The following is a 23,453-nucleotide window of genomic DNA, read 5'->3' as shown; positions in this document are numbered from 1 at the left end:
GGATGAGGTCAGTTGCCGTGGATCTTGAGCTCGTTCTCGAGGTCCTCCTGGAGGAGCCTCTTCGATGGCGGGCACGCCGATCTTCTGGATGATTTCGTGGAGGAATCCGCGGACCACCAGCTGACGGGCGATCTCTTCGGGGATGCCGCGCGCCATGAGGTAGAACAGGTGGTTCTCGTCGAAGCGTCCGGTGGAGGATGCGTGGCCTGCGCCGTCGATGACGCCGGTCTCGATCTCCAGGTTGGGCACGGAGTCCGCTCGGGCGCCGTCGGTGAGGACCAGGTTTTCGTTCTTCTCGTAGGAGTCGGTGTTCTCTGCCTCTTTGCGGATGAGAACGTCGCCGATCCACACGGTGCGTGCCGTCTGCCCTTGGAGCGCGCCCTTGTAGAGCACGTTGGACTTGTTGGACGGCGAGTTGTGGTCCACGAAGGTGCGGTGCTCGATGTGCTGGCCGGAGTCGGCGAAGTAGAGCCCGTACATTTCGGCTTCGGCGCCTTCTGCGGCGTAGCGGAAGTTGACGTTGAGCCGGACGATTTCGCCGCCGAGGCTGATGGCCACGTGCTTGTACTTCGCGTCGCGTCCCACTTCGGCGTCGTGCTGGCCGGTGTGGATGGCGTCGCTGTTCCAGCGCTGGAGGCTGATGACTTTGAGGTCTGCGCCGTCACCGACTTTGATCTCGACGTTGCCGTTGAAGATCGCGGATCCGCGGTGCTCGAGGACGATGGTGCCTTTGGCGTGCGCGGCGGCTTCGAGGACGATGTGGCTGTTGGCCCGTTTGCCTGCTTCGACTCCGGTGATGTCGACGCGAATGGGCGCTTCGATCTCGGTGTCGGCGGGGATCTGGATGTAGAGAGCTTCCGGCGTCTGCTTGGAGGCGATAGCAGCTGCGCGGTCGGCAGGCTGCAGCACGGATCCGCGGGGGCTGGTGTCGGCGGTGAGGATGACACTGCAGCGGTTTCGGGGCGGAGATCTGGTAGTCGACAGGAGCGCCCTCGGTGGGGGTGTCTTCGAGGACTGAGGCCAGCTTCTTCAGCGGTGAGAAGCGCCACTCCTCTTCCTGCCGGTGGGCTGCGGGTAGTCGGCGGGGTCGAAGCTCACGGTGCGCTTGGCGCGCGAGCTTACGCCGGAGGTGATCTCCTGGCTTTCGCCGAGGCCGCCGTGGCTGTGGCTGTCGTCCATGGTCTCGGCGAGGTTCTCGCCCTCTTCGGTGAAGCCCGGAATGGAGATGCGGCGTTCGCCGACGTCTACTCCGGCGACTTTCTCCTCCTGCTCGGCAGGGGTGTTGGTCATCGTTTTCTCTTCCCTCTGTGGTGTGTGTTGACGCGGTGTCAGGGGTGAGGACTGAGTGAGCCTCTCACAGCTCGTCCGCGGCCCCAAGGGTGGGACCGCGGACAGCGTGTGATGGGGTCGTCAGCCCACTGAGCCTTCCATCTGCAGCTCGATGAGCCGGTTGAGCTCAAGGGCGTATTCCATGGGCAGCTCACGGGCGATGGGCTCGATGAAGCCGCGCACGATCATGGCCATTGCTTCGTCCTCTGCCATGCCGCGTGACATGAGGTAGAACAGCTGGTCCTCGGAGACCTTGGAGACGGTGGCCTCGTGTCCGAGGGTGACGTCGTCCTCCCGGATGTCGATGTACGGGTAGGTGTCGGTCTTGGAGATGGTGTCGACCAGCAGCGCGTCGCAGACCACGGAGTTCGCTGAGTTCTTAGCCTCCGAGTTGATCTGGACGAGTCCGCGGTAGGAGGCCCGCCCCGGAGCGTGCCACTGACTTGGACACGATGCTGCTGGAGGTGTTGGGGGCCATGTGCACCATCTTGGAGCCGGTGTCCTGGTGCTGACCTTCGCCTGCGAACGCCACCGAGAGGGTTTCGCCCTTGGCGTGCTCACCGGTGAGGTAGACGGCTGGGTACTTCATGGTGACCTTGGATCCGATGTTGCCGTCGATCCACTCCATGGTGCCGCCCTGGTCCACCACGGCACGCTTGGTGACGAGGTTGTACACGTTGTTGGACCAGTTCTGGATGGTCGTGTACCTCACGCGGGCGTTCTTCTTCACGACGATCTCGACGACTGCGGAGTGCAGTGAGTCAGTGTCGTAGATGGGTGCGGTGCAGCCTTCGATGTAGTGGACGTAGGAGTCTTCGTCGGCGATGATCAGCGTCCGCTCAAACTGGCCCATGTTCTCCGTGTTGATGCGGAAGTAGGCCTGGAGGGGATCTCGACGTGGACGCCCTTGGGAACGTAGACGAAGGAGCCGCCTGACCACACGGCGGTGTTGAGGGCGGCGAACTTGTTGTCGCCCACGGGGATCACGGAGCCGAAGTACTCCTCGAAGAACTCGGGGTGCTCCTTCAGGGCGGTGTCGGTGTCCATGAAGATGACACCCTGCTCCTCCAGGTCCTCGCGGATCTGGTGGTAGACCACCTCTGATTCGTACTGGGCTGCCACGCCGGAGACGAGGCGGTCGCGCTCTGCCTCAGGGATGCCGAGGCGCTCGTAGGTGTTGCGGATGTCTTCGGGGAGGTCCTCCCAGGTGCGTGCCTGCTTCTCAGTGGAGCGCACGAAGTACTTGATCTGGTCGAAGTCGATGCCGGAGAGGTCCGCGCCCCAGGTGGGCATGGGCTTGCGGTCGAAGTACTTCAGGCCCTTCTGGCGGAGCTTGAGCATCCACTCGGGCTCGCTCTTCTTGCCGGAGATGTCGGCGACCACTTCGGTGCTGATGCCGCGCTTGGCGGCGGCGCGCGGCGTCGGAGTCTGACCACCCGTACTCGTAGCCTTTGCCGAGGTCTTTGAGCTCGGGGTTGGACTCGAGGATCTCGGAGATGACTCCGGGGTCGTCGGTGTTCTTGAGGTCTCTTCAGCCTTCTGAGTGTCCGTCATGACAGCCTCTCTTGTTGACGCGGGGAGATTACGATTCGCTTCCGGCCGCCCCTTCTGGGTGCGGCGGTGGTCTGTGGTCCCTGTTCTGCACGGGCTCTGCGTTCAGCAGCGAGCTTCTCGCGTCCGACCGGGACGTGTGTTGTGCATACATGTGCTCCCGCGGCCTGGGTTGAGAGCCGCCGGACATCGACCTCCAGCAGTCGGGAGATCATGGCGGTCTCTTCCTCGCAGAACACCGGATGGGCGGCGGCTATTTCCCGGACGGGGCAATGACCTTGGCAGAGTTGGGTGGACTGCATGGCCAGAAGGGGTTGTCGCGGCCCACAAGCCGGGTGAAGCCGGAGAATCCGTCGTCGTTGAAGAGCTCGGCGAGCTTCTCGGAGCGTTCGTCGAGGTCCTCGATGCTGCTGAGCTGCTCCCAGTAGCGGGCCTCGAAGCCGGAGAAGTATTCCTTGGCGAGGTGCGTGCCCCGTAGGAGTCGGCGGCCGCTTCCTGACGGGTATCGATCCCGGCTTGGTCCACGGGCGTGAGCTGAGGGTCGGCTCCTGCTTCTGCGAGTGGCTCGCCGGAAGCGTGCTGGTCCAGCACCTGGAGAGCGGCCCGGACGAGGTTCAGGTAGTCGTCGCCCAGGATCTGCTGCCCGCGGGAGGACAGCACGTAGCGGCGCGAGGGCCGTCCGGCCGCGCGCTTGGATCCTGTGACGGTTTTGATCTCGACGATGCCCTGCTCGGTCATGGCGTCGAGTGTTAAACGGACCGCTGCGGGGGTGAGGCTGAGCTTCTTGCCGAGCTGGGCCGCAGAGATTGGCCCCTCCTCCACGACGAGCTGCAGAACCCGCTCACGGGTGGACCCGTCCGCTTCGGGCGCGAGGGTCTCCGCTGCTGGCGCTGGAGTGCTTAAGCTTCCGATTGCATAAGTCAATTCTGACCTATTCGCATCTGCGGCACCAGCAAGGCAGGCCTTAGTGGTGGCCTTCAGCGCGTCTCCGCCCGGTAAGGTCTGCTCACCACCGGATTCTTCTGGGAGTGCATCCGTGATGTCTGCGCTCCCCGCCCTGACATCCACGTCTCCCCTTGGAGGTGATGGTTCCGGCTTCAGCCGGTATGTCCGGGGCAGCATCGTCAGTCATGGCGGGGTCATATGGGAACCAGCCGTAGGTCAGAAGAGTCGGAGGATGTATACGCGACTGTGGCCCTGGTCGCCGCGGACGGCAGGATGTGCTCGCCTCCGTGGACTTGTTCCTCGCCGAGACTGGGTCATTTCTGTCCCAAATGTGCCTGTGTGGGGACCCATTCCGGCTGGGAACTGAGCGAATCTGGCGAGGTCTAAGGCTCCGGCGACCCGCAGGCATCTCCAACCCTCGGCCGGACCACCCCATGCCTCGGGTCCCAGAACGTCCGCCCCAGGGGACTATCTGTCAGTAGAAGGGCAAGGAGACTGAAATCATGCCAGCGCGAAAATTCGCTCCCCGATTTGCAGTTGTAATGCTGGGAGGGAGCGTTGGTTACCTGCTTCTCAAAGTTCTCCTGCCCAACACCAACTGGGCCCCGGCTGACGTACTACCAGCGCTCTTCATCATTTTCCTCGGTGCGCTGGTCAATGCCTGGAGTCGGCCGCCAAGCAGATGCTCTGCGGGTGCGGGAAGAGAACGGAAGTCCCCTACCGAAGGTGTCAAGATGAAGCATACAAAGACAACTAGCCGCAGCCTGGCCGCAGTCCCGCTGATATCAGTCTTGGCGGTCCTTTTCGGAGGTCCGCCTGCCTATGCAGGCGCGGCAAGCGCGAAGCCCGAAACCCAGCAGACCTCCACCGAGACCCTTTCAGAAGAGCAAACATTCAGCTCCGAAGAAGTACACCTCTCGACAGCGGACTTGGCATCGATCGAAGGGACCTTAAGGACACAGGAGCTTCATACACCGTCACTCAGTCTGATGGCACTACTTTTCACGAGTATTCGCTGACTGACGGAAGCGTCTTCGGCATCTCTCAGAACGCTTCCGCTCCTCCCACTGAACCGGGGCACGTCACGCCAGATCTGAGCTTCGGCGACACAGATCAGGGTTCTACATTCTGCTCAATCAAACAGACCAGAGCGCGATTAGAGTGGCTCAACAGCTGTCCTGACCGCCTCAATCTGTGCCATTAACGTGGTGGCTTGCGTCGTGGCATCTGGTGCTATTGCGTCAGCCAGCGAGTACATACGCGAAGTTGGAAGCTGTCCGGGCGGGCGAAACCTCCGCATTGATGTCCAGGTTGGGGCGGAGCACCGGCCCCAACTGGGGCGCGTTGCGTCTAAGATCACGGGCTCAGAAATCAACGCTCGCGTCCCAACTTCGGCAGCGCCCTTCCGCAGAGCGAGTCACGGCCACTCGTGTTGAACGGCAGGAAGAGGGATGCTTGCTAAGACGCTTCGAATACGCGGAAATGGGCGCATGCGTTGGGCGCCAAGGTCGTTATAGCGGCAATTCAAGCAGTGCTAGATATGGGTCTCCGCGTAGGCCCAGGACAGCGGCGAAGGCTGGTTCAGTCTTCATACCGCTGCTCTTCAGCTGCCGAATCTGTTCGCGGAACTCCTCACCGTGTCGGGTGAGCAGCACGTATTCAGCCACTAAGTGCCTGAAGGCCCGCTGTTTCCTGACGGGAGTGGGTTGGATGAAGAATTCGATCGGGTATGTCCCCATGGTGAAGGCTGCGCACCACGCACCTGCTTCACGGCCATGTGCCCACGAGCTGAAATCGGACCGATGGGAGAAGCAGGTCGTGAGGTCATCGCGAACCTTCGCGGGCTGGCTGGTCGATATAAGGATGTCAGGTCGGAGTTCGGGAGATCGATGTCCAGCGGCACGGTGCCTGCTAGGGCCCATTCCTCGACCTGCGGCATCGAATCGAGGGCAGCTGGTCAGAGTCCGGGCAGCGCGCTGCTGCCTGCTGTTCCCCTTGCGCAGATAGTCACTGGTTAAGAGCTGTCGCTCAGCCTCTGCTGCAGTCATGCAGGGTGCCTCAGTCATGCGGGGTCGCTTTCAGGGAAAAGAACAGCCTCGGCACGGGCGCCATGAGTTCAGGGCCGTTGTTGCGCACATTGCCGACCTCGGGGCCGACCGGGTGAATCTCCCAGAGGCGTGCCACCTCAGGCACTCCCCGCGCACTTCGTCGAGAAGCTCTTCCAGCTCTGTGCTGGTGGGCTCGCCGGGCTGAACCCATTGGTCGGCAAGTGTGGGCGTCATAGCCAGTGGGGTGCGGTCGTGCAGGGCACCGAGCTCACGCAGGACTGCGTCATCAGCTGTGGGTGCTGGGCCGGTGAGAATGGTGGTGGAGACGATCGTCTCCTCTCCGTCCGTCCAGCTCTCCCAGAGTAGGCGAACAGCATGAGAGAGCCGTCGGCGGGTCTGATGAGGTGCGGGGTCTTCGTCCGCCCCTCGGTGCGCCATTCGTAATAGCCCTCGGCTGGGACGATGGCGCGCTTGCGCCGTACTGCGGAGCGGAAGCTGGGTTTGGTGGTGACGGTTTCAGAACGGGCGTTGAAAGTTCTTGAGGAGAAGGTTCTGTCCTTGGCCCACGGGGGCAGCAGTCCCCACCGGGCGGGGCCGAGGCGCCTCAGGATTTCTCCGTCGACGAGGGTTTCCACAACGATGGGGACTGTATCGGTGGGTGCGATGTTCCAGCTGGGCTGGTGCTGGTAGTCGGGGTCGTGGTCGGCGTGGAGTGCGGCGGCGAGATCGCCGGTGGCTCGAGCTTGGACGTAGCGGCCGCACATGCTGTCAGCTTACGTGTCAGGATCTGGTTCTACTCTTGTTTCTATGAGCGCTGAGACTCTGGAGACTGGGCAGCAGGTGCGCACCGCACAGGTGTGGACCACTGCGGGTGGTGCCCCGCTGAAGTTTATCTTTGAGGATCGCCGGTTTGTGGTCTGTTCGCGGCCCATTTTTGGATCGGCCGCCATGAGGGTGGTGGACCAGGGTCCGCCGTCTGCCGAACCGACGCGGCGAAGCTGCTGGAGCGCCCGATGTACCAGGTCAGGCCAAAGATATAGACAATGGCGAGATCCTCACCTTCGACCTCGAGATCAGCGAGGCACGGGAATGGGCCGTCGATACGGTGCGCCCGTGATCTGAAGTCTCACGTCACCGGTGGTCGCGGTTTCGCCTGTATGTGGCCTTCTGGTCGGACCATTCGAAATCGGGCACATACGGGCGAAGGTACTCGCGGAGGTTGTGATCGCACACGTAGACGAATGTTCCACGGCGGCCGCGAGTGAGCAGAACGTAGTAGACATTGCGGACCCACTCGAGGAGCTCCTCAGGAGTCCAGTCTCGTCCCTTCTGCTTATTGCGATAGATGGCCCGCTTGTCGAAGAAGCTGCTTCGGTCGAACCATAGCGAGTCCTCATCCGGGTCGTATCGCAGATCGGGGCCGATGATGACCCCGGCGTAGTTGAGGTCATAACCCTGAAGGGTATGGATGGAGCCGACCTCCTCGAGCGAGCCGGGTGAGTCCACCCAATCCTTCACTCGCGAGTTCCAGCGCGCCTGGTAGTCACCAATGCGGATGTCGGTGAGCGACCCGTCCTTCTTGCTCACCCACTCCCACGCGTAGCCCGCTGCCATGCGGGCGAGCCCGAACTCCTGATTGCGTTCACGGATCACGTGGTGCATCTGCGCCGGATCCTCGAACATGGTGAACTCGTAATCGCTGCCGAAGCGTGTGGGATGACGAGGGGTTCTCCGCCGACGAGCGACTTGATGTACTTGATGTAGTCGTTGCCGCCGAGGACTCGCATCTGGGAGCGGAGCCTGTGGTGTTTGCCCTCCCCCTCGGCTTTGGCAATGACGCCGCGAAGGTGCTCCTGGGCAGGTCCGAGGCGTGAACGGTCTGCGACAGATCAGCAAGCAGGATCTGGTGGTCGCTCAGCCGCTGCACAGTCCAGCTGCGTCTTAAGTGCCCCGTCGGGCTCATCCCCGAAGAGTCGACTGTTGATGTCGCGGTAGGTTCCGTTCAGCGGGCCCGACGCTTGCGCAGCTTTCTGAGAGAGGCGATGCGTCTCGTCGACAACGAGCAAGGAATAGCGGGTGTCGGAGTTCCCCACTGTGAAGGGACTGACCACCATGTCCGCACGGAGATGCGGGATTCGCCGGAACACCCGTTGTATCGATTCGCGCAGCGACTGCTGAGGACTACTAGGCCGATCCGTTACCGGTCTCCAGGAGGGACCTGATGGCCAGCCGGTTCTCTCGGGTGAAGAACTCGCTGAACTCTGACCCTTCACCTTCCTCCTGCACGGGATCGGTGTCAGCAGCTGTGCCGATGTCTACGAGCAGTTTGAGGAGGAAGACTGCGACGATTGTCTTCCCCGTCCGGGTCTCCTTCGACGACGATGGAGCCTGCCGCGGTCCTACCGCTGAGACTTCTCAGCAGCAGCGAGACAATGTCTCGAACAGCTCGTTCTTGGTTTTCCTCAAGTGATTTGAACGGGGAGAGTTTGTACAGGTCGTCGTTTTCGATCTCTTCGATGCTCTTGCGAAAGATCTCATGCTGTCTGAGCTGATCGAAAAGCTGGCCGCGGAATCGAGCTTGGAAGCTGTTCTTGCCGTGGTAATTGCGATCGACAATGCCGTCATTGCGATTAAGCAGGTGGTACTTGCCGTCTCCCGCGAGGTGTTGGATGAGGAAAGCCTCAAGATCCAGGGCGGCCGACTTGTTGAACTCGTCGTCAAGATGACGCGCGACTCTCTGGCGCGTGAACCATGCAGCGCCCTGAGCTTGGTCTTCTCATGGTTGGCGTAGTGCTGGCTGATGCGTTTGGAAACATTAGTGGATTCGCCGACGTAGATGGTGCGGTTCTGCTCGTTCCTGATCAGGTAGACGGTAAGCCAGTTCTGCAGGCGGGTTCCTTCTTCGCGGAGTTTGTGCTCAGCCCCAGGAGCAAAGTCGAAGGAGATGATGTCCAGGGTTTCCGACGTCTTCGTCATGGCGACCCCAAAAAGGTCGGGGCAGGCTGGCGCAGATGCGCCGCATCCTCGCCGTCATCATTCTGTCAGCCTACCCGCGGCGTACGCCGCTCAGCGCGACATTGGCTGTTTCGGTCGTCAGGAGGCTTCCTGGTCGACTGCGACGATGACGGATTTGGTGCGTGTGTAGGAGGCCAGCGCTTCAGGCCCTGACTCCCTCCCCATCCGGAGTCGCCGACTCCGCCGAAGGGCACTGCCGCATCGAGCATGCCCCAGCCGTTGACCCAGACGATGCTTAGGCGTCGAGCTTCGCCGAGACTCTGTGCGCGCGGCTGATGTTCTGCGACTGGAGCCCGGCCGCGAGACCGTAGGGGTGCTGTTGGCGAGCCGAATGGCCTCCTCCTCCGTGCTGAATGACTGCACGGTGAGGACCGGCCCGAACACCTCTTCCTGGATGATTGGCGCGTCCTGGGGAAGGTCGGCGAGCACCGTGGGCTCAAGTAGAAGCCGCCGTCCTGCTCCAGGCGCGAACCTCCGGTGATGAGCCGCCCGCCCTGATCCAGCGCCTGCTGGATCTTGGCCTCGACGCCTTCGAGCTGGGACCTGCTGATGAGCGGGCCGATCACGGTTCCGGGGTCGCTGGGTCGGCCGACCGGAACGTGCGGCACGGCGCCTTCCAGAATGTTCAGGACCGCTTCGTAGGCGGACTCTTGGACCAGGAGTCGGGTAGAAGCCATGCAGAACTGGCCGGTGTTGAAGATGAACCCGCTGATGGCTGTGTTGACCGCCGCCTCGAGGTCCGCGTCTTCGAAGATGATGTTCGGACCGTTGCCGCCGAGCTCCGCGACCACAGGCTTCAGGTGCTCCCCGCGGTCCGTGCCACCTGGCGGCCGACAGCGGTTGAGCCGGTGAACGCGATGGCGTTGACGTCAGGATGCTCCACCAAGGCCGCACCGAGCTCCGGGCTGGGCCCAGTGAGGAGGTTGTATACCCCATCAGGCACACCCGCCTCCTGGAGGATGCTTAGGCGAGCAGCTGAGCGGTCTGCGGAGTCTGGGGTGCGGGCTTGTGGACCACCGTGTTGCTTAAGCCGCAAGTGCGGGGGCGATCTTTGAGCAGCTGAGGATCAGAGGGAAGTTGTAGGGGCTGATGGCTGCGACAACCCCGTGGGGTTCGCGGCGAGTGTAGGCCAGCGCCGGAAGCGGAGTGTTCCTGACGGACCCATCGAGCTGCTGGGCAAGCGCCCCGTAGTACTCGAAGTGGTCCGCGGCGTTCGGTACGTCGATGTTCCGCGCAAAGGTAATGGGTTTGCCGACGTCGAGGCTCTCCGCCTGGGCGAGCTCCTCGGTGTGCTCACGCATCAGGGATGCGGCTCTGAGCAGAATGCGGGAGCGCTCCCGCGCGGGCATGCCTGACCATCGCTGGTCGTCGAAGGCTGCGCGTGCTGCTCGCACTGCCGTGTGTGCGTCAGTAGGCGAGGCGGCTGCGGCCTGGCCGACCACCTTGCCTGTCGCGGGGTCTTCTACGTCGTAGGCCGTCCCTTCTGCCGGGGCGACCCATTGTCCGTTGATCAGAGATTGTTCCGGATGTTCCCTTGCTCTGACACGATCGGGCTCCTCACGCGAAATGTGACTTGGATCATAGATCTGCGGTCGAGGGGCTACAAGAGTCGTTCTTATCCTGTGGGACTCCTCTCCGCGTGTTGCCGCAGCAACGATGAACACACGTATGCCCCCGATGCGAATGAGCTCCTCATGTCTGGTCACGTAGATGCTGTGGTGCTCGATGTGCTCGAGACTCTGCTCGACCTTGCCCCATTGGAGAACGGCTCGAGGAGGTGGGATAGCATGCTTCCATGTTGGAACCGTTCATTATGCGGTTCCAACGGCTGGAAGGTGAGCTTGGCGAAGTCTTCCTCGCGCCGGACGTTCGGGGCGACGACCTCGTTGACGTGGTCGATGGGCTGCTTGCACTCTGACGCACACGCCGCTTCGGTCCAGATCAGTCTTCGGACGTTCTATCGCTGGCGGACAGAGACGCACGAAAAAGACCCGCCACACCGGGCGGGTCTTTTTCCAGATTAATGGAGCATATCGGACTCGAACCGATGACCTCCTGCATGCCATGCAGGCGCGCTACCAGCTGCGCCAATGCCCCATTTTCCTGCTTGACTGCTTCAGCATCTCTGCGTCGGCAACCCCTATATATTACACCTGCTCAGAGCCGGGAGCCAAATCAAGGTCCACCACCGGCACGTCTGCGTAGAGGCGGTCCAGTCCATACAGGGAACGCTGCTCCTCGTTCTGAATGTGGACCACCATGTGCCCGTAGTCCAACAGCACCCAGGTCCCGGAGTCCTTGCCCTCACGCCGCAGAGGCGAGGCCGTGCTCCTGCTTCACCTTCAGCTCAATCTCATCGGTGATCGCATTGATCTGCCGCTCCGACGGCGCAGAGCAGATCAGGAACGCATCGGTGATGCCGAGCCTCTCCCCACATCCAGGCCGGAGATATTCGTCGCCAACTTCTCCAGACGCGGCGTGCGCCGCGGTCCGCAGTTCAGCAATCACATTGTCAGGAACAGTCATCACACCAAGCCTCAAAGCACCACAGTAAACAGAACAACAACGGCGGCTGCGAGCAGCAGCGCCAGAACAATCACCAGCCACAGCATCACGTTGGGACGGTTCGCCTCCTTGGAGGTCTCATCGACGAGCTTGTCGATATCAAGCCGTGGGCCCCGCGAGCTTCGACCGGTTCGATGCTGCCCGACGGCAGCTCCACGTAGTCGTGCTCGGAGTCCATGGCATCGCGGACCGTCTTGGAAGCAATGACGTCGGACTCCGGGGGTGGTGACGACGCCACCGCCGCTCCTCGGCCTCCCTCGCTTCGCGCTCCGCCTGCTCCTGACGCAGACGCGCCTGGTTGGCCTGCATCGCCTTCGCGGCGAAGGCCTGCTGGCGGCGCAGCAGCTCAGGGTCCACGTTCTCCGGATCGTCGTGGAGCTTGATCTCGCTGGTGAGCTCATCCAGCTCTGCGAGCATGTCCTCATCGAGCCGGGGAATGCTCGACGTTTCCCGCAGCAGGCGCCGGGCCCGGCGCGATGCCGGAATAGGGGCGACTTCACCGCTGTCGGCCTGCGGGTACGTGATCAGCTCTGTGGAGGCACCGGAGTCAGGCTCATCGTTCGCCTCCGGCTCGGAGGAGTCCTGCTCCTCGAAGCTCGGCACGTGGTCGATGTCACCGAGGCCCCAGGTGTCCTCGCCGAGAGCATCGGCGACCTCTTCTTCGGGCCGTGACTGGTCCGGCTCCGCGGGCTCAGGCAGCGGCGCCTCGGGGCATCTTCCGGAGCTGCCCAGGAGGTCTCCTCCTCAGCTTCGTCATCGTCACGCTCCGCCGGTCGGGCTGGCCGAAATGAGACCCCGAGTAGGAAGGTGCCGCTTCGGTCTGCTCCTCGTCGGGCCATTCGGCGTCGTGCGCCACCTGCTGGACAGGTGCAGTGACGTAGTCGCCGGGCTGAAACTCCTGAGTGGCTTCGGGATCCTCATCCAGTGGACGCTCCGCCTCGAGCGCCTCCTCGGAATCGGCCTCCTGAGCCTCCCGCTCTGCCTCCGCCAAGTCACCGGCGGCGGGATCCTCCATGGTCTGCACGTCGCCAGAGCGTGCGGGCCAGTTCGTCCTCACCGGCGTCGTCCGGAACCCCAGGCACCTGCGCCTCCACAGATGCCTCAGGCTCCGGCGCTGCTGTCGCGTCCGTCTCCGGAGGTCCAGCTCGTCCGCCGCCGCGTCAGCCTCTTCGAAGGCGCCGCGGTGCACGGCCAGCTCGGCCTCACGACGGCGCCGCAGCTCCTTGCGGGAGACCGGCAGATAGCGCTCACGGAGATTGTCTCCGCCGCTGATCTGCTCGGGGATTGAATCACTCATCGTGACGCCTCCTGATCGTTTTGGTCCATGCTATGCCCCACTGCGTCGCTGGAGGGGCACCATGGGCGTGTGTGGCCGAGTCAGGGCGGTACAGCCTGTGCTTCGCGATGTACTGAACCACCCCGTCGGGCACCAGGTACCAGACCGGCTTTCCCGTTTCGGCACGCTCACGCAGGTCAGTTGAGCTGATCGCCATGGCCGGAATCTCCATCAGGGACACCTGGTCGCTGCGGCCCAGATCCGCGTTGATGTAGCCCGGCCTGCTCACCGATACGAAGTGAGCGAGGCTCCACAGCTCCTCGACGTTCTTCCACGACAGGATCTGGGCCATCGCGTCGGCCCCTGTGATGAAGAAGAGCTCGGCCGTCGGATACATCTCGCGGAAATCGCGCAGCGTATCAATGGTGTACGTGGCTCCGCCGCGGTTGATGTCTGCCCGGGAGACCGTGAAGCGCGGATTGGACGCCGTGGCGATGACCGTGAGCAGGTACCGGTGCTCCGGAGGCGTGACGTCGCGCTCCTGCTTCTGCCACGGCTGCCCGGTGGGCACGAAGATAACCTCGTCGAGGCCGAACTCCGCCGCAACCTCGCTCGCAGCGACGAGGTGACCATGGTGAATGGGATCGAACGTCCCTCCCATGATCCCCAGTCGAGGTAGGCTGCCCGGGTCGGGAGTGGTGGAGGTGTGAGCCAAGCTGGTCAGTGACCATGCGGCCTCGGGGTCAGCCTGAGGTGAGCGGTTCTTCTGCGCGAAGCTCAGAGCCACCAGCATAGCCAGCATCAGGAATGCGAACATCAGGATGCCGAACCAGAGTAGGCATGAACAGCGCCTCGCTGTGCTCCTCGGCGAGCAGGGTCAGAACAGGAAAACTCATGGGCGCTAGTCTACCCACATCGCGGACCTACGGACGGATCTGACCCTCGCCGCGCAGAATCCATTTGGTGGTGGTCAGCTCGCCCATACCCATCGGACCGCGGGCGTGGATCTTCTGAGTGGAGATTCCCACCTCGGCGCCCAGTCGAACTGACCGCCGTCGGTGAACCGCGTCGACGCGTTGACCACCACAGCGGCTGCGTCGACCTCCGCGATGAACTTCTCTGCGCTGCGCACCGAGTCGGTCACGATGGCTTCGGTGTGGCCTGTGGAGTATCGAGCGATGTGATCGATGGCCTCATCGAGTGAGGAGACCACCCCGACCGCCATCTCCAGGCCCAGGAACTCGGTCGAGAAGTGTTCGCTGCTGACCTCGTGGACCTCGCCGTAGTCGTTGGGCGAGACCAGGTCGGGGCCGTAGTCCGGCAGCCACTGGCGGGCACGGGGGTCCACATGGAGAGTCACCCCGCGCGGTGCAGCGCCCGGAGCGCCTCGACGGCCGCTCCTTCGGCGCCTTCGTGGATCAAAGGGTCTCAGCGGCATTGCAGACGCTGGGCCGCGACGTCTTTGCATTCATCGCGACGTTGCGAGCAATGTCAGGGTCCGCACTCTCGTCCAGGTAGACGTGGACGTTGCCTTCGCCGGTTTCGATGACGGGGACCCTGGCGTTCTGCACCACGTGCTGTATGAGGTCGCTGCCGCCGCGGGGAATGAGAACGTCGACGCTGCCTCGGGTATTCATCAGGGCGGTGGCGCCCTCCCGGCCGTACTCGTCGATGGACTGCACCGCGTCCACGGGAGCTGAGCAGGCTCGGAGAGCATTGCGAATGATGCTCAGGAGCATCTCGTTGGTGTGGGACGCTGCGGAGCCTCCCCGGAGAATCGCGGCGTTGCCGGACTTCAGTGCCAGGGCGGCGATGTCCACGGTCACGTTGGGCCGCGCTTCGTAGATGACTCCGATGACGCCCAGAGGGACAGTCGTCTGGGTCAGCCTGGCGCCGTTGGGGAGGTTCGGCCGTTCAAGACACGTCCGATGGGGTCTTCCAGGGCCATGACGTCCTCGACGGCCTCCGCCAGAGCCTCGATGCGAGCCTCGCTGAGCTGGAGGCGATCCAGCAGCGGCTTGGAGAGCCCGTTCTCACGCCCCTCCTCCAGATCCTGCCGATTGGCTTCGACCAGTGAGGCGACGGACTCGCGGAGACCGCGCGCGAGGGCAAGGAGTATGCGGTCCTTGTGCTGACGGTCCATGGAGCCCAGCGGACGCGCACCTTCTCGGGCGCGACGGCTCACCTCGGCGACGCCCTGGGTGACCTCGGTGCTCAGCTCGTCGGACGTCTCGGCGCTCATACGCTCCTCACTCGTGCCATGTCATCAGTATGGACCACTGCCCGCTCGTAGTCAGGGCCTAGCTTGTCGGCCAGCTCTGCCGTGGACCGGCCCATCATCTGGGGCAGCTCCTCCGCAGAGTACCCGGTGACGCCGCGGGCGTGAACCGTTCCGTGGGCATCGACCACTTCAATCACGTCGCCGGATTCGAAGTCGCCCTCCACGGCGGTGATGCCTGCGGCAAGGAGGGAGCTTCGGCCTACAGCGACAGCTCGCACCGCTCCCTCATCCACCACGATCCGACCCTTCGTCGATGCGAGGTGAGCGAGCCATGCGGTGCGCGCACCACGACGCCGACCCCTGGGGTGGAAGAACGTGCCGACCTCTTCTCCCGCCAGCAGCCTGGGGGCGTTCTTCGCGGAGGTCAGCATCGCAGGAATCCCGTGGGCCGTGACGATTCGCGCCGCCTCCACTTTGGTGACCATGCCCCCGGTGCCTACAGCCAAGCTCGGCCGCGCGGGCCGAGGTGACACCTGTCAGATCCTGCTCCCCGCGAACGTACCGAAGGGGACTGCCGCCCTGCGAAGGTGGGCCGTCGAACAGTGCGTCGACGTCGGAGAGCATCACCAGGGCGTCGGCGTGCAGGAGGTTCGCGGTCAGCGCCGCGAGTCGGTCGTTGTCGCCGAAGCGGATTTCGGCTGTGGCCACCGCATCATTCTCATTGACCACGGGCACAGCGCCCAGGGCAAGCAGCTTCTCCAGGCTGCGCAGCGCATTGGTGTACGTGGCCCTGCGGATGAGGTCCTCCACTGTCAGCAGGACCTGAGCGACCGGTGAACCGTGGCGCGCGAACCCCTGCGTGTAGTGAGCCAGGAGCAGGCCCTGTCCCACAGCAGCGGCCGCCTGCTGCGCCGCCAGGTCGGTGGGGCGGCTGGGCATGCTCAGCGGCGCCAGTCCGGCTGCGATCGCACCCGAGGAGACCAGCACCACTTCGGTGCCGCCGTCTCGCAGCTGCTGGCAGGCGTCGACCAGGTGCAGCAGCGCCTCAACGTTGATTCCGTCATCGACGGTGGTCAGCGATGAGGAGCCCACCTTGATCACGATGCGGCGCGCCGCGGGAGCTCCGCCGCTGAGCTCACCACGCCAAGCAAGCTTGGTCCTCACCGAGACTCCTGCTCGTCATCTTCGGCGTCGGGATCCCAGTGGCTGTACACCACTTCAGTGCCGCTGGTGTCGTCCTGGTCGTAGAACGCGGCCATCTCCTCGCGTGTGAGGGCCTTGGCCGCACGACGATCGGCCTGCTCCTGCTTCTTCTCGGCGCGAGTGGGCCTGTGCAGGTCGTCGAACCTCACGTCGGTGCCGCGCGGACCGGCGAGGTGCTCGGCACCGGCTGCCATGGTGGGCTCCCAGTCGAAGACCACCCCGTCGTCGTCGGAGCCGATGACGACTGAGTCACCTGGGGCGGCCCCTGCTTGAACAGCTCGTCCTCGATGCCGATGGCCGCCAGACGATCCGCCAGGTAGCCGACTGCCTCATCGTTGTTGAAGTCCGTCTGGTGAATCCACCGCTCGGGCTTTGCGCCGCGCACTCGCCACAGCGGTGCCGCGTTCTTCTCCTCACGGGAGATGCTGAAGCCCTTCTCGTCCACCGGCTTCGGTCGAACCGTGACCTGGACGAGGGCGTGCTCGGTCTCGCGCTGGGCGCGCGCGGCCTCCACCAGTTCGGCCATGGCAAAGCCGAGCTCGCGCAGGCCTTGGCGTGCCACTGCGGAGACCTCGAAGACCCTCCAGCCGCGCCCTTCAAGCTCGCCGCGGACCATCTCGGCCATGGCCTGGCCGTCCGGAAGGTCCGTCTTGTTCAGGGCGATCAGCTGGGGCCGCTCGTTCAGCGGGAGGGACTCCACGCCGTAGGACGCGGATCCGGTGATCGCGTCGGGGGCGTACGCGGCCAGCTCTTTCTCGATGGCGTCGAGGTCCCCAAGGGGTCACGGTCGGTTTCGAGGCTGCCGCAGTCAGGACGTGGACGAGGGCTGCGCAGCGCTCCACGTGGCGGAGGAACTGGTGGCCCAGCCCCTTGCCCTCGGCGGCGCCAGGGATCAGTCCGGGCACGTCAGCCACGGTGAATCGGGTGGGTAAGCCTCGACGACGCCGAGGTTGGGGACCAGGGTGGTGAACGGGTAGTCGGCAATCTTGGGGCGGGCCGCAGACATCGCGGCAATGAGGCTCGACTTGCCTGCCGAGGAAGCCCACCAGGGCGATGTCGGCCACGGACTTCACCTCGAGCTCGATCTCCACCTGCTCGCCCGGCGTCCCCAGCAGCGCGAAGCCGGGGGCTTTGCGCTTCTTCGAAGCCAGGCGTGCGTTGCCGAGCCCGCCGTGTCCTCCTTCGGCGATGCGGATCCTGGAGCCGATGCCGACGAGGTCGGCCAGCACGTTGCCTTCGCGATCTTTGACCACGGTGCCCTCGGGGACGGGGAGCTCGAGGTCTCTCCCTTGGACCCGTGACGGTGGTCGCCCTCTCCGACGCCGCCGTTGTTAAGCGCGCCGGTGCGGCCGGTGGTGGTAGTCGAGCAGCGTGGTGGTCTGCGCGTCGGCGACCAGCTCGACGTGCCCGCCGTCGCCGCCGTCGCCGCCGTCAGGGCCGCCCAGGGGCTTGAACTTCTCTCGGTGGACGGAGACGCATCCGTGTCCGCCGTTTCCGCCTGCGGCGTGCAGGACCGCGCGATCAACAAAATGCGCCACTGGAACCTCCCGTCGACGAGAATCCTCGTCTTGTCACAGCCACCTGCTGGTGCGCTGACCTTACGTGCCTGAACAGGGCGTCAGCCCTGAAACACCGAAAGCCCCGCCAGCCGTGTGAGCTGCGGGGCTTTCGGTGTGTGGTCAGCTCTCACTGACCGGTTGGCCGCTGATTCTGATCAGAGGCCGAGACCAGCACTGCCGCTCAGGCGGCTGCTGGAACGATGTTGACGACCTTGCGGCCGCGACGGGAGCCGAACTCTACGGATCCGTCTGACAGGGCGAAGAGAGTGTCGTCGCCGCCGCGTCCGACATTGCTGCCGGGGTGGAACTTGGTGCCGCGCTGGCGGATGAGGATCTCGCCTGCGTTGACGGTCTGGCCGCCGAAGCGCTTGACGCCCAGTCGCTGGGCGTTGGAGTCGCGACCGTTGCGAGTCGAGCTCGCACCTTCTTATGTGCCATAGCGTTTTGCCTGCCTCTCGCTTAAACCTGTGTCAGGACGATTCTACGGCTCAGGCCGCGATATCGGTGATCTTGACCCGCGTGAGCTCAGAGCGGTGGCCCTGGCGCTTGTGGTAGCCGGTCTTGTTCTTGTACTTGTGGATGACGATCTTCTGGCCGCGCAGGTTGCCCTGCACCTCGGCCGAGACCGTCACCTTGTTGAGCTCGTCAGCTCCGGTGGTGACCTTGTCGCCGTCGACCAGCATCACTGTAAGCAGCTGAATGGTGCTGCCTTCCTCGGCGTCGACGCGGTCAAGGGTCACCAGATCTCCGACGGAAACCTTTTCCTGGCGGCCGCCTGCGCGGACAATCGCGTACACCACTTGGACTCACTTCTCTCGTTGAACGTGCAATAAATACGTGCGCGGAGCGCACAAAAAGACTTTGGGCGCAATAGCACCAGCCGTCAATCCTACGCGGTTCTACTCCGATTTGCCAATCTCATCGGCGGACACGCCCACTCCGAGCATCATCGGAGCGGTGTCAGCCTTGGCCGCCGACTTCTCATCGGCGCTCTTCTGGGGAGCTGCGGCGGAGAAGCTGGCACTCTGCTGCTCCTTCTCCGCAGACTGCACCTGGTGCACCTCTCCCCGGAGCCCTGTGCCGACCCCGCCGCGCGACGGCGACGTCGAGCAGGTGCACTGCGCCGCGGCTGCTCGCTCCGCGAGGCCAGCGCCTCCTCCAAGGAGTCGAGGGAGGAGGTCTTGGGCTGCTCCGCAGGCTCCTCTGCGCGCTTCTGCGCGCCGGACTTCTCACCGCGCGGAACCTCGACCGGCTCGCCGCCGATCTTCAGCGTCGACTGCCCGCTCTTCGCCTGATCCTCATTCTTGGAGCTGCTGGGCGTCCGCCGACGGCGCCTGCTCGTCGTTCTTCTCGGACTCACCAGCTCCGGCGGTGGCCGCGGCGACCTTGGCCATGCCCGCGCTCGCCCGCTCGAGCTTCTTCAGCTCCCTGGGGTCGGTCTGCCGCCCGGAGTCGTCGTCCTTCTTGGGCTTGTTCTTGCGCTTCTTGGACTTCTTGCTGCCGTTGGACCGCTGCTCGCCCTGCGAGTTGAAGGCGGGCTGGTGGTGGATCGGCTCCTCGTGGGTGACGATGCCGCGTCCTGCGCAGTGCTCACACTCAGAGGAAGACCTCCAGAAGCCCGGTGCCCATGCGCTTGCGCGTCATCTGCACGAGGCCGAGCGAGGTGACCTCGGCGACCTGGTGCTTGGTGCGGTCCCGGCCCAGGCACTCCACCATTCGGCGAAGGACCAGGTCGCGGTTGGACTCCAGGACCATGTCGATGAAGTCGATGACGATGATCCCGCCGATGTCGCGCAGCCGGAGCTGGCGCACGATCTCTTCGGCGGCCTCAAGGTTGTTCTTGGTGACCGTCTCTTCGAGGTTTCCGCCGGAGCCGGTGAACTTGCCCGTGTTGACGTCGACCACGGTCATCGCCTCGGTGCGGTCGAAGACCAGGGAGCCGCCGGACGGCAGCTTCACGTTGCGTCCGAGGGCCTTGTTCAGCTGCTCGTCGATGCGGTGGTGGGCGAAGATGTCCTGCCCGTCATGCTCGGCGGGGTCCCACTTCTTCAGGCGGTCCAGCAGGTGCGGCGCCACGTAGGTGACGTAGGCCTCGACGTTGTCCACGTCTCGTCGTCCTGGATCTCCATGGAGGAGAAGTCTTCGTTGAAGACGTCGCGGACGACCTTGATGGTGAGATCGGGCTCGGCATAGAGCATCTCAGGGGCCAGGACCTTGCGGTCGTTGGTCTGGTCCTGGATGGAGTCCCACAGTGCGCGAAGCCTGTTGATGTCGTTGGTGAGCTCCTCCTCGGAGGCGCCCTCAGCGGCGGTGCGAACGATGACCCCGGAGTTCTGGGGCATGTTCTCCTTCAGGATCTTCTTCAGCCGCGACCGCTCCGTGTCCGGGAGTTTGCGGCTGATGCCCGTCATGGATCCCCCTGGCACGAACACCAGGTAGCGTCCGGGCAGGGAGACCTGGCTGGTCAGCCAGGCGCCCTTGTGCCCGACAGGGTCCTTGGTGACCTGCACCAGGACGGAGTCGCCGGACTTCAGGGCGTTCTCGATCTTTCGGGGTGCGTTGCCGATCTTAAGCAGACTCCCAGTCCACCTCACCGGCGTAGAGCACGGCGTTGCGGCCGCGTCCGATGTCGACGAAGGCAGCCTCCATGGAGGGCAGCACGTTCTGGACTTTGCCGAGGTACACGTTGCCGATCAGGGAGTCCTGGGTGGTGTGCGAGACGTAGTGCTCTGCCAGCACCTCGTCCTCCAGCACTCCGATCTGGATGCGTCCGTCGCGGTGGCGCACGATCATCTTCCGGTCCACGGACTCCCGGCGGGCCAGGAACTCCGCCTCGGTGACGATCCCGCGACGGTTCGACTGACGGTTCCCGCGTCGGCGCTGGCGCTTGGCCTCGAGCCGGGTGGAGCCTTTGACGGAGAGACCTTGTCCGAGGCGTCGGAGCTTGCTTCGCGTCCGGAGCGCACCCGGGTCACGGTGTGGCCGTCCTCGTCCTCGATCTCCATGTCTGAGGAGCCGCGGCGCCGCTTGCGGGTCCGCCGGACTACAGTGCCGCTCTCATCAGTCGACTCGGCGCGGGCCTCGTCGTCGGAGCCGGAAGAGCCGTCTGCGTCGGATGAGTCAGACTTCTGCTCAGAGCGGTCGCCCCCGCCCGAGGAATCGTCATCAGGCCCTGCGATGACTCGTCGGCGCTGCGTCCGCGGTTGCGCCCTCCCTGCGGCGCTTCCGCCGGGACCTCCTGCCGCCGTCGCCGCCGGAGTCGGCGTTCGACCGCTGGGAGGACTCCTGGTCTGAGTCGTCCTCGGCATCGTCGCCGTCGTCGTGGGGCTCCGGCTCAGGCTCCTTCTCCTTCTTCGGCGTCCGCTTCACGGACGAGAGGTCAGGGGCCTGGAACAGGACGTCAGAGGGTCTTCGGTAAGCTCCGGGTCAGCGGGCCGCTTCGGCGACGCGTCCGCCCCAGGGTGACCGGGCTCAGGAACGGAGAATGGGCTGTAGACCTCCTCCGCCGTCTCGGCGGAGGATTCTGTGGAGTTTTCGTTGCTCATGGTGGGCCAATGCATTTCCGCCGACCTCCAGCGGAGCCACACTCAACGCCGGACGACGGCTCTGTCTCGTCCTTCGAACGCCCGACCTGCTCCTCCCCGGGCGCTGCCTCCGCTGTGTGAGGCGCGCTCTGCGCGAGAGCCCGATGCCGGACTATGGTCTGCGCAGCATCTGCGGCGGCGACTTGCTCTGTGGCTTTCCGTGCGTACCTTCGTTCTGGTGGTTCACGACGGGCGCCTGCCGCAGCTCTGCATTCAAAGCTTTCTCAAGGATCAGGTGTGGTCTGCCCTCGATGTCTTTCAGTATGGCACATGCACATCTATGACCAGGTGAACGGCATAGCATGGGGCATGTCGCATCTTGTGAAGGACCGCGCCTACGGGGTGTGGCTGCTGGTCAGCGCGCTCGTCGGAGCTGCGGCCAGCTTCCTCCTCCTCCATGAGCGGGTGATGCTGTGGGGATCCTGACCACGTCACGGCCTGCGATGTGAACCCGTGGGTCTCGTGCGGCGAGGTGATGAACGCCTGGCAGGCCTCCACCTTCGGATTCCCGAACATCTTTCTGGGCGTCGTCGGCTTTCCCTGATGGTGCTCGTCGCGGTGACGATCCTTGCCGGAGCGAAGCTCCCGCGCTGGTATCACTGGGGCGTGCAGGCCGGGGCGACGTTCGCCTTCGGCTTCTGCATCTGGCTCTGGTACTCGGCCGTGTATGTCATAGGGGTTCTGTGCCCCTACTGCATGGTCGTGTGGTCGGCCGTGATCCCTCTCTTCGTGGTCGTGACGACCCGCAACATCCTCACCGGGGTGATTTCGGTGCCTCCCCGCGTCCGCGAGCTCACGGCAGCGTGGTGGTGGGCACTGGTGGCTCTGGTCTTCCTGGGCGCCTTCGCGAGCATCGTGATTCAGTTCTCCTGGGCGTTCACCGGCTGAGCAGACGCATCGGCTGATCGTCCCCGTCAGCGGCGAGGCGCGTCTCACAGAGGAAAACGATCGAGTCGGTGGCGGTGCCAATGGTTGAATGGGATTTTCAGGCTCCCCGCTCAAGGAGAACACCGTGCCTCAGACCGTCAACGCAATCGTCGCTCTCACCAAGAACGCACCGGCCACGGTGGAGAAGATCGTGATCCCTGATCCCGGACCGGGAGAAGTGGTCGTCGACGTTCTCACCTGCGGGGTGTGCCAGACCGACCAGCACTTCCAGCAGGGTGAGGTCGGGGACAACTTTCCCTACCTGCTCGGCCACGAAGCCACTGCCCGCGTCTCCGAGATCGGTGAAGGCGTGACCAACATGTCCGTGGGCGACAAAGTCATTCTGAACTGGCGTGCCGTGTGCGGCGAGTGCCGCGCATGCCGGAAGGGTCAGCTGCAGTACTGCTTCGACACCCACAACGCGTCCCAGAGGATGACGCTGGAGGATGGCACTGAGCTCGAGGCCGCCCTGGGCATCGGCGCCTTCGCGGAGAAGACGCTCGTGGCCGCCGGACAGTGCACCGTCGTCGACGACGTGGACGAGGCCTCCAACGCCGCGGTGGGGCTGCTCGGCTGCGGGGTGATGGTAAGCATCGGTGCTGCCATGAACACCGGCGAGGTCAAGCGCGGCGAGTCGGTGGCCGTCATCGGTGTGGGAGGCGTGGGCACCGCAGCGGTCGCAGGTGCGAAGCTCGCAGGTGCCACAAAGATCATCGCCGTGGACCTGGACCCCGGAAGCTGGAGACCGCCCGCAGACTCGGCGCCACCCACACCATCAACTCCGGGGAGACAGACGCGGTCGAAGGCATCCGCGAGCTGACCGGCGGCTTCGGCGCCGACGTCGTCATCGACGCGGTCAGGGTGCCCGCCACCTACAAGCAGGCCTTCTACGCCCGGGACCTCGCCGGGCGGGTCGTGCTGGTCGGCGTCCCCGACCCCTCCCTCACCTTGGAGCTTCCCTGCAGGACTTCTTCAGCCGGGGCGGCTCCCTGAAGTCCTCCTGGTACGGCGACTGCCTTCCCTCCCGCGACTTCCCCATGCTGGTGGACATGTATCAGCAGGGTCGTCTCGACCTCGACGCCTTCGTCACCGAGAGGTCCGCCTCGAAGACGTTCAGACCGCCTTCGACACCATGAACCGCGGCGAGGTACTGCGGTCCGTGGTCGAGATCGACGCCTGAGATCAGCAGCCAAGCCGCATATGCAGCACCACCACTACGGATACGAGAGG

General features: G+C 64.2%; 19 protein-coding genes, 1 tRNA gene and 8 pseudogenes. 5 read left to right on the top strand and 23 right to left on the bottom strand.

Annotation, left to right across the window (positions count from 1 at the left end; translation table 11 throughout):
- Positions 1–8: 8 nt before the first annotated feature.
- From sufD to K0H76_RS11250, 5 genes and pseudogenes are all read right to left on the bottom strand, one after another.
- Positions 9–1,179 (bottom strand): annotated as a pseudogene (gene sufD / locus K0H76_RS11270) (Fe-S cluster assembly protein SufD).
- A 231-nt stretch (positions 1,180–1,410) separates the two neighbouring features.
- Positions 1,411–2,827: pseudogene (gene sufB / locus K0H76_RS11265) on the bottom strand (Fe-S cluster assembly protein SufB).
- 158 nt (positions 2,828–2,985) lie between these two features.
- A complete protein-coding gene (locus K0H76_RS11260; protein WP_258933048.1) occupies positions 2,986–3,804 on the bottom strand; it encodes a hypothetical protein in 819 nt (272 codons plus the stop codon).
- A 2,079-nt stretch (positions 3,805–5,883) separates the two neighbouring features.
- Positions 5,884–6,637: pseudogene (locus K0H76_RS11255) on the bottom strand (SOS response-associated peptidase).
- A 367-nt stretch (positions 6,638–7,004) separates the two neighbouring features.
- Positions 7,005–7,769, bottom strand: coding sequence for a DUF2075 domain-containing protein (locus tag K0H76_RS11250; protein ID WP_258933047.1), 765 nt, complete (start codon positions 7,767–7,769; stop codon positions 7,005–7,007).
- Between the two features lie 640 nt (positions 7,770–8,409).
- Between K0H76_RS11250 and K0H76_RS11245 the strand changes: the two genes are divergently transcribed.
- Positions 8,410–8,664, top strand: coding sequence for a hypothetical protein (locus K0H76_RS11245; protein WP_258933046.1), 255 nt, complete (start codon positions 8,410–8,412; stop codon positions 8,662–8,664).
- A 250-nt stretch (positions 8,665–8,914) separates the two neighbouring features.
- Here K0H76_RS11245 and K0H76_RS11240 read toward each other — a convergent pair whose 3' ends face one another.
- From K0H76_RS11240 to K0H76_RS11170, 15 genes and pseudogenes are all read right to left on the bottom strand, one after another.
- Positions 8,915–9,679: an aldehyde dehydrogenase family protein gene (locus K0H76_RS11240; protein WP_258933045.1), complete on the bottom strand. Its 765-nt coding sequence runs from the start codon at positions 9,677–9,679 to the stop codon at positions 8,915–8,917.
- 5 nt (positions 9,680–9,684) lie between these two features.
- A complete protein-coding gene (locus tag K0H76_RS11235) occupies positions 9,685–9,831 on the bottom strand; it encodes an aldehyde dehydrogenase family protein (RefSeq protein ID WP_258933044.1) in 147 nt (48 codons plus the stop codon).
- An 82-nt stretch (positions 9,832–9,913) separates the two neighbouring features.
- Positions 9,914–10,330 (bottom strand): aldehyde dehydrogenase family protein, encoded by a 417-nt coding sequence (locus tag K0H76_RS11230; RefSeq protein ID WP_258933043.1) that lies wholly within the window; start codon positions 10,328–10,330, stop codon positions 9,914–9,916.
- Between the two features lie 582 nt (positions 10,331–10,912).
- Positions 10,913–10,985 (bottom strand) — tRNA-Ala (locus tag K0H76_RS11225).
- Between the two features lie 50 nt (positions 10,986–11,035).
- A complete protein-coding gene (locus K0H76_RS11220) occupies positions 11,036–11,170 on the bottom strand; it encodes an RsfS/YbeB/iojap family protein (RefSeq protein ID WP_258933042.1) in 135 nt (44 codons plus the stop codon).
- Positions 11,171–11,192: 22 nt separating this feature from the next.
- Positions 11,193–11,414 (bottom strand): RsfS/YbeB/iojap family protein, encoded by a 222-nt coding sequence (locus K0H76_RS11215; RefSeq protein ID WP_258933041.1) that lies wholly within the window; start codon positions 11,412–11,414, stop codon positions 11,193–11,195.
- Between the two features lie 138 nt (positions 11,415–11,552).
- Positions 11,553–12,056, bottom strand: a complete 504-nt coding sequence (locus K0H76_RS11210; protein ID WP_258933040.1) for a hypothetical protein — start codon at positions 12,054–12,056, stop codon at positions 11,553–11,555.
- 88 nt (positions 12,057–12,144) lie between these two features.
- Positions 12,145–12,750: a hypothetical protein gene (locus tag K0H76_RS11205; RefSeq protein WP_258933039.1), complete on the bottom strand. Its 606-nt coding sequence runs from the start codon at positions 12,748–12,750 to the stop codon at positions 12,145–12,147.
- The gene (gene nadD / locus K0H76_RS11200; protein ID WP_258935394.1) at positions 12,743–13,390 is read right to left on the bottom strand and encodes a nicotinate-nucleotide adenylyltransferase; all 648 of its coding nucleotides are present in this window, start codon (positions 13,388–13,390) and stop codon (positions 12,743–12,745) included. Before nadD ends, K0H76_RS11205 begins: the two co-directional genes overlap by 8 nt.
- Positions 13,391–13,652: 262 nt before the next feature.
- A pseudogene (locus K0H76_RS11195) lies at positions 13,653–14,872 on the bottom strand (glutamate-5-semialdehyde dehydrogenase).
- 95 nt (positions 14,873–14,967) lie between these two features.
- Positions 14,968–16,114: pseudogene (gene proB / locus K0H76_RS11190) on the bottom strand (glutamate 5-kinase).
- Positions 16,111–17,691, bottom strand: a pseudogene (obgE, locus tag K0H76_RS11185) (GTPase ObgE). Before obgE ends, proB begins: the two co-directional pseudogenes overlap by 4 nt.
- A gap of 202 nt (positions 17,692–17,893) precedes the next feature.
- Positions 17,894–18,091, bottom strand: coding sequence for a 50S ribosomal protein L27 (locus tag K0H76_RS11180; protein WP_258935393.1), 198 nt, complete (start codon positions 18,089–18,091; stop codon positions 17,894–17,896).
- Positions 18,092–18,200: 109 nt separating this feature from the next.
- Complete coding sequence (rplU, locus tag K0H76_RS11175; RefSeq protein ID WP_258933038.1) at positions 18,201–18,512, bottom strand: 50S ribosomal protein L21; 312 nt, start codon at positions 18,510–18,512, stop codon at positions 18,201–18,203.
- 99 nt (positions 18,513–18,611) lie between these two features.
- Complete coding sequence (locus K0H76_RS11170; RefSeq protein WP_258933037.1) at positions 18,612–18,764, bottom strand: hypothetical protein; 153 nt, start codon at positions 18,762–18,764, stop codon at positions 18,612–18,614.
- Positions 18,765–18,767: 3 nt separating this feature from the next.
- On the opposite strand from K0H76_RS11170, the gene K0H76_RS11165 reads away from it, so the two are divergent.
- The gene (locus tag K0H76_RS11165; RefSeq protein ID WP_258933036.1) at positions 18,768–19,007 is read left to right on the top strand and encodes a hypothetical protein; all 240 of its coding nucleotides are present in this window, start codon (positions 18,768–18,770) and stop codon (positions 19,005–19,007) included.
- Between the two features lie 252 nt (positions 19,008–19,259).
- Here K0H76_RS11165 and K0H76_RS11160 read toward each other — a convergent pair.
- From K0H76_RS11160 to K0H76_RS11150, 3 genes and pseudogenes are all read right to left on the bottom strand, one after another.
- Positions 19,260–20,843, bottom strand: a pseudogene (locus K0H76_RS11160) (Rne/Rng family ribonuclease); the annotation flags it as partial.
- A 34-nt stretch (positions 20,844–20,877) separates the two neighbouring features.
- Complete coding sequence (locus tag K0H76_RS11155) at positions 20,878–21,081, bottom strand: hypothetical protein (protein WP_258935491.1); 204 nt, start codon at positions 21,079–21,081, stop codon at positions 20,878–20,880.
- On the bottom strand, positions 21,078–21,257 hold the full coding sequence (locus K0H76_RS11150; RefSeq protein ID WP_258933035.1) for a hypothetical protein: 180 nt from the start codon (positions 21,255–21,257) through the stop codon (positions 21,078–21,080). Before K0H76_RS11150 ends, K0H76_RS11155 begins: the two co-directional genes overlap by 4 nt.
- Before the next feature lie 309 nt (positions 21,258–21,566).
- Between K0H76_RS11150 and K0H76_RS11145 the strand changes: the two genes are divergently transcribed.
- From K0H76_RS11145 to K0H76_RS11135, 3 genes and pseudogenes are all read left to right on the top strand, one after another.
- Positions 21,567–21,722, top strand: a complete 156-nt coding sequence (locus tag K0H76_RS11145; RefSeq protein ID WP_258933034.1) for a hypothetical protein — start codon at positions 21,567–21,569, stop codon at positions 21,720–21,722.
- A 132-nt stretch (positions 21,723–21,854) separates the two neighbouring features.
- A complete protein-coding gene (locus K0H76_RS11140) occupies positions 21,855–22,184 on the top strand; it encodes a hypothetical protein (RefSeq protein WP_258933033.1) in 330 nt (109 codons plus the stop codon).
- Positions 22,185–22,308: 124 nt separating this feature from the next.
- A pseudogene (locus tag K0H76_RS11135) lies at positions 22,309–23,403 on the top strand (S-(hydroxymethyl)mycothiol dehydrogenase).
- Positions 23,404–23,453: the final 50 nt, after the last annotated feature.

This window comes from Nesterenkonia pannonica (assembly GCF_019575955.1).
Lineage (GTDB): Bacteria > Actinomycetota > Actinomycetes > Actinomycetales > Micrococcaceae > Nesterenkonia > Nesterenkonia pannonica.
This window is presented reverse-complemented; position numbering and strand designations above follow the sequence as displayed.

Coding starts and splice junctions, on each gene's coding strand:
- nadD (WP_258935394.1), bottom strand. CDS start 13,390: ATGGGAGGGACGTTCGATCCCATTCACCATGGTCACCTCGTCGCTGCG.
- K0H76_RS11215 (WP_258933041.1), bottom strand. CDS start 11,414: ATGACTGTTCCTGACAATGTGATTGCTGAACTGCGGACCGCGGCGCAC.
- K0H76_RS11145 (WP_258933034.1), top strand. CDS start 21,567: ATGCACATCTATGACCAGGTGAACGGCATAGCATGGGGCATGTCGCAT.
- K0H76_RS11205 (WP_258933039.1), bottom strand. CDS start 12,750: ATGAGTGATTCAATCCCCGAGCAGATCAGCGGCGGAGACAATCTCCGT.
- K0H76_RS11150 (WP_258933035.1), bottom strand. CDS start 21,257: ATGAGCAACGAAAACTCCACAGAATCCTCCGCCGAGACGGCGGAGGAG.
- K0H76_RS11245 (WP_258933046.1), top strand. CDS start 8,410: ATGCTGTCTGAGCTGATCGAAAAGCTGGCCGCGGAATCGAGCTTGGAA.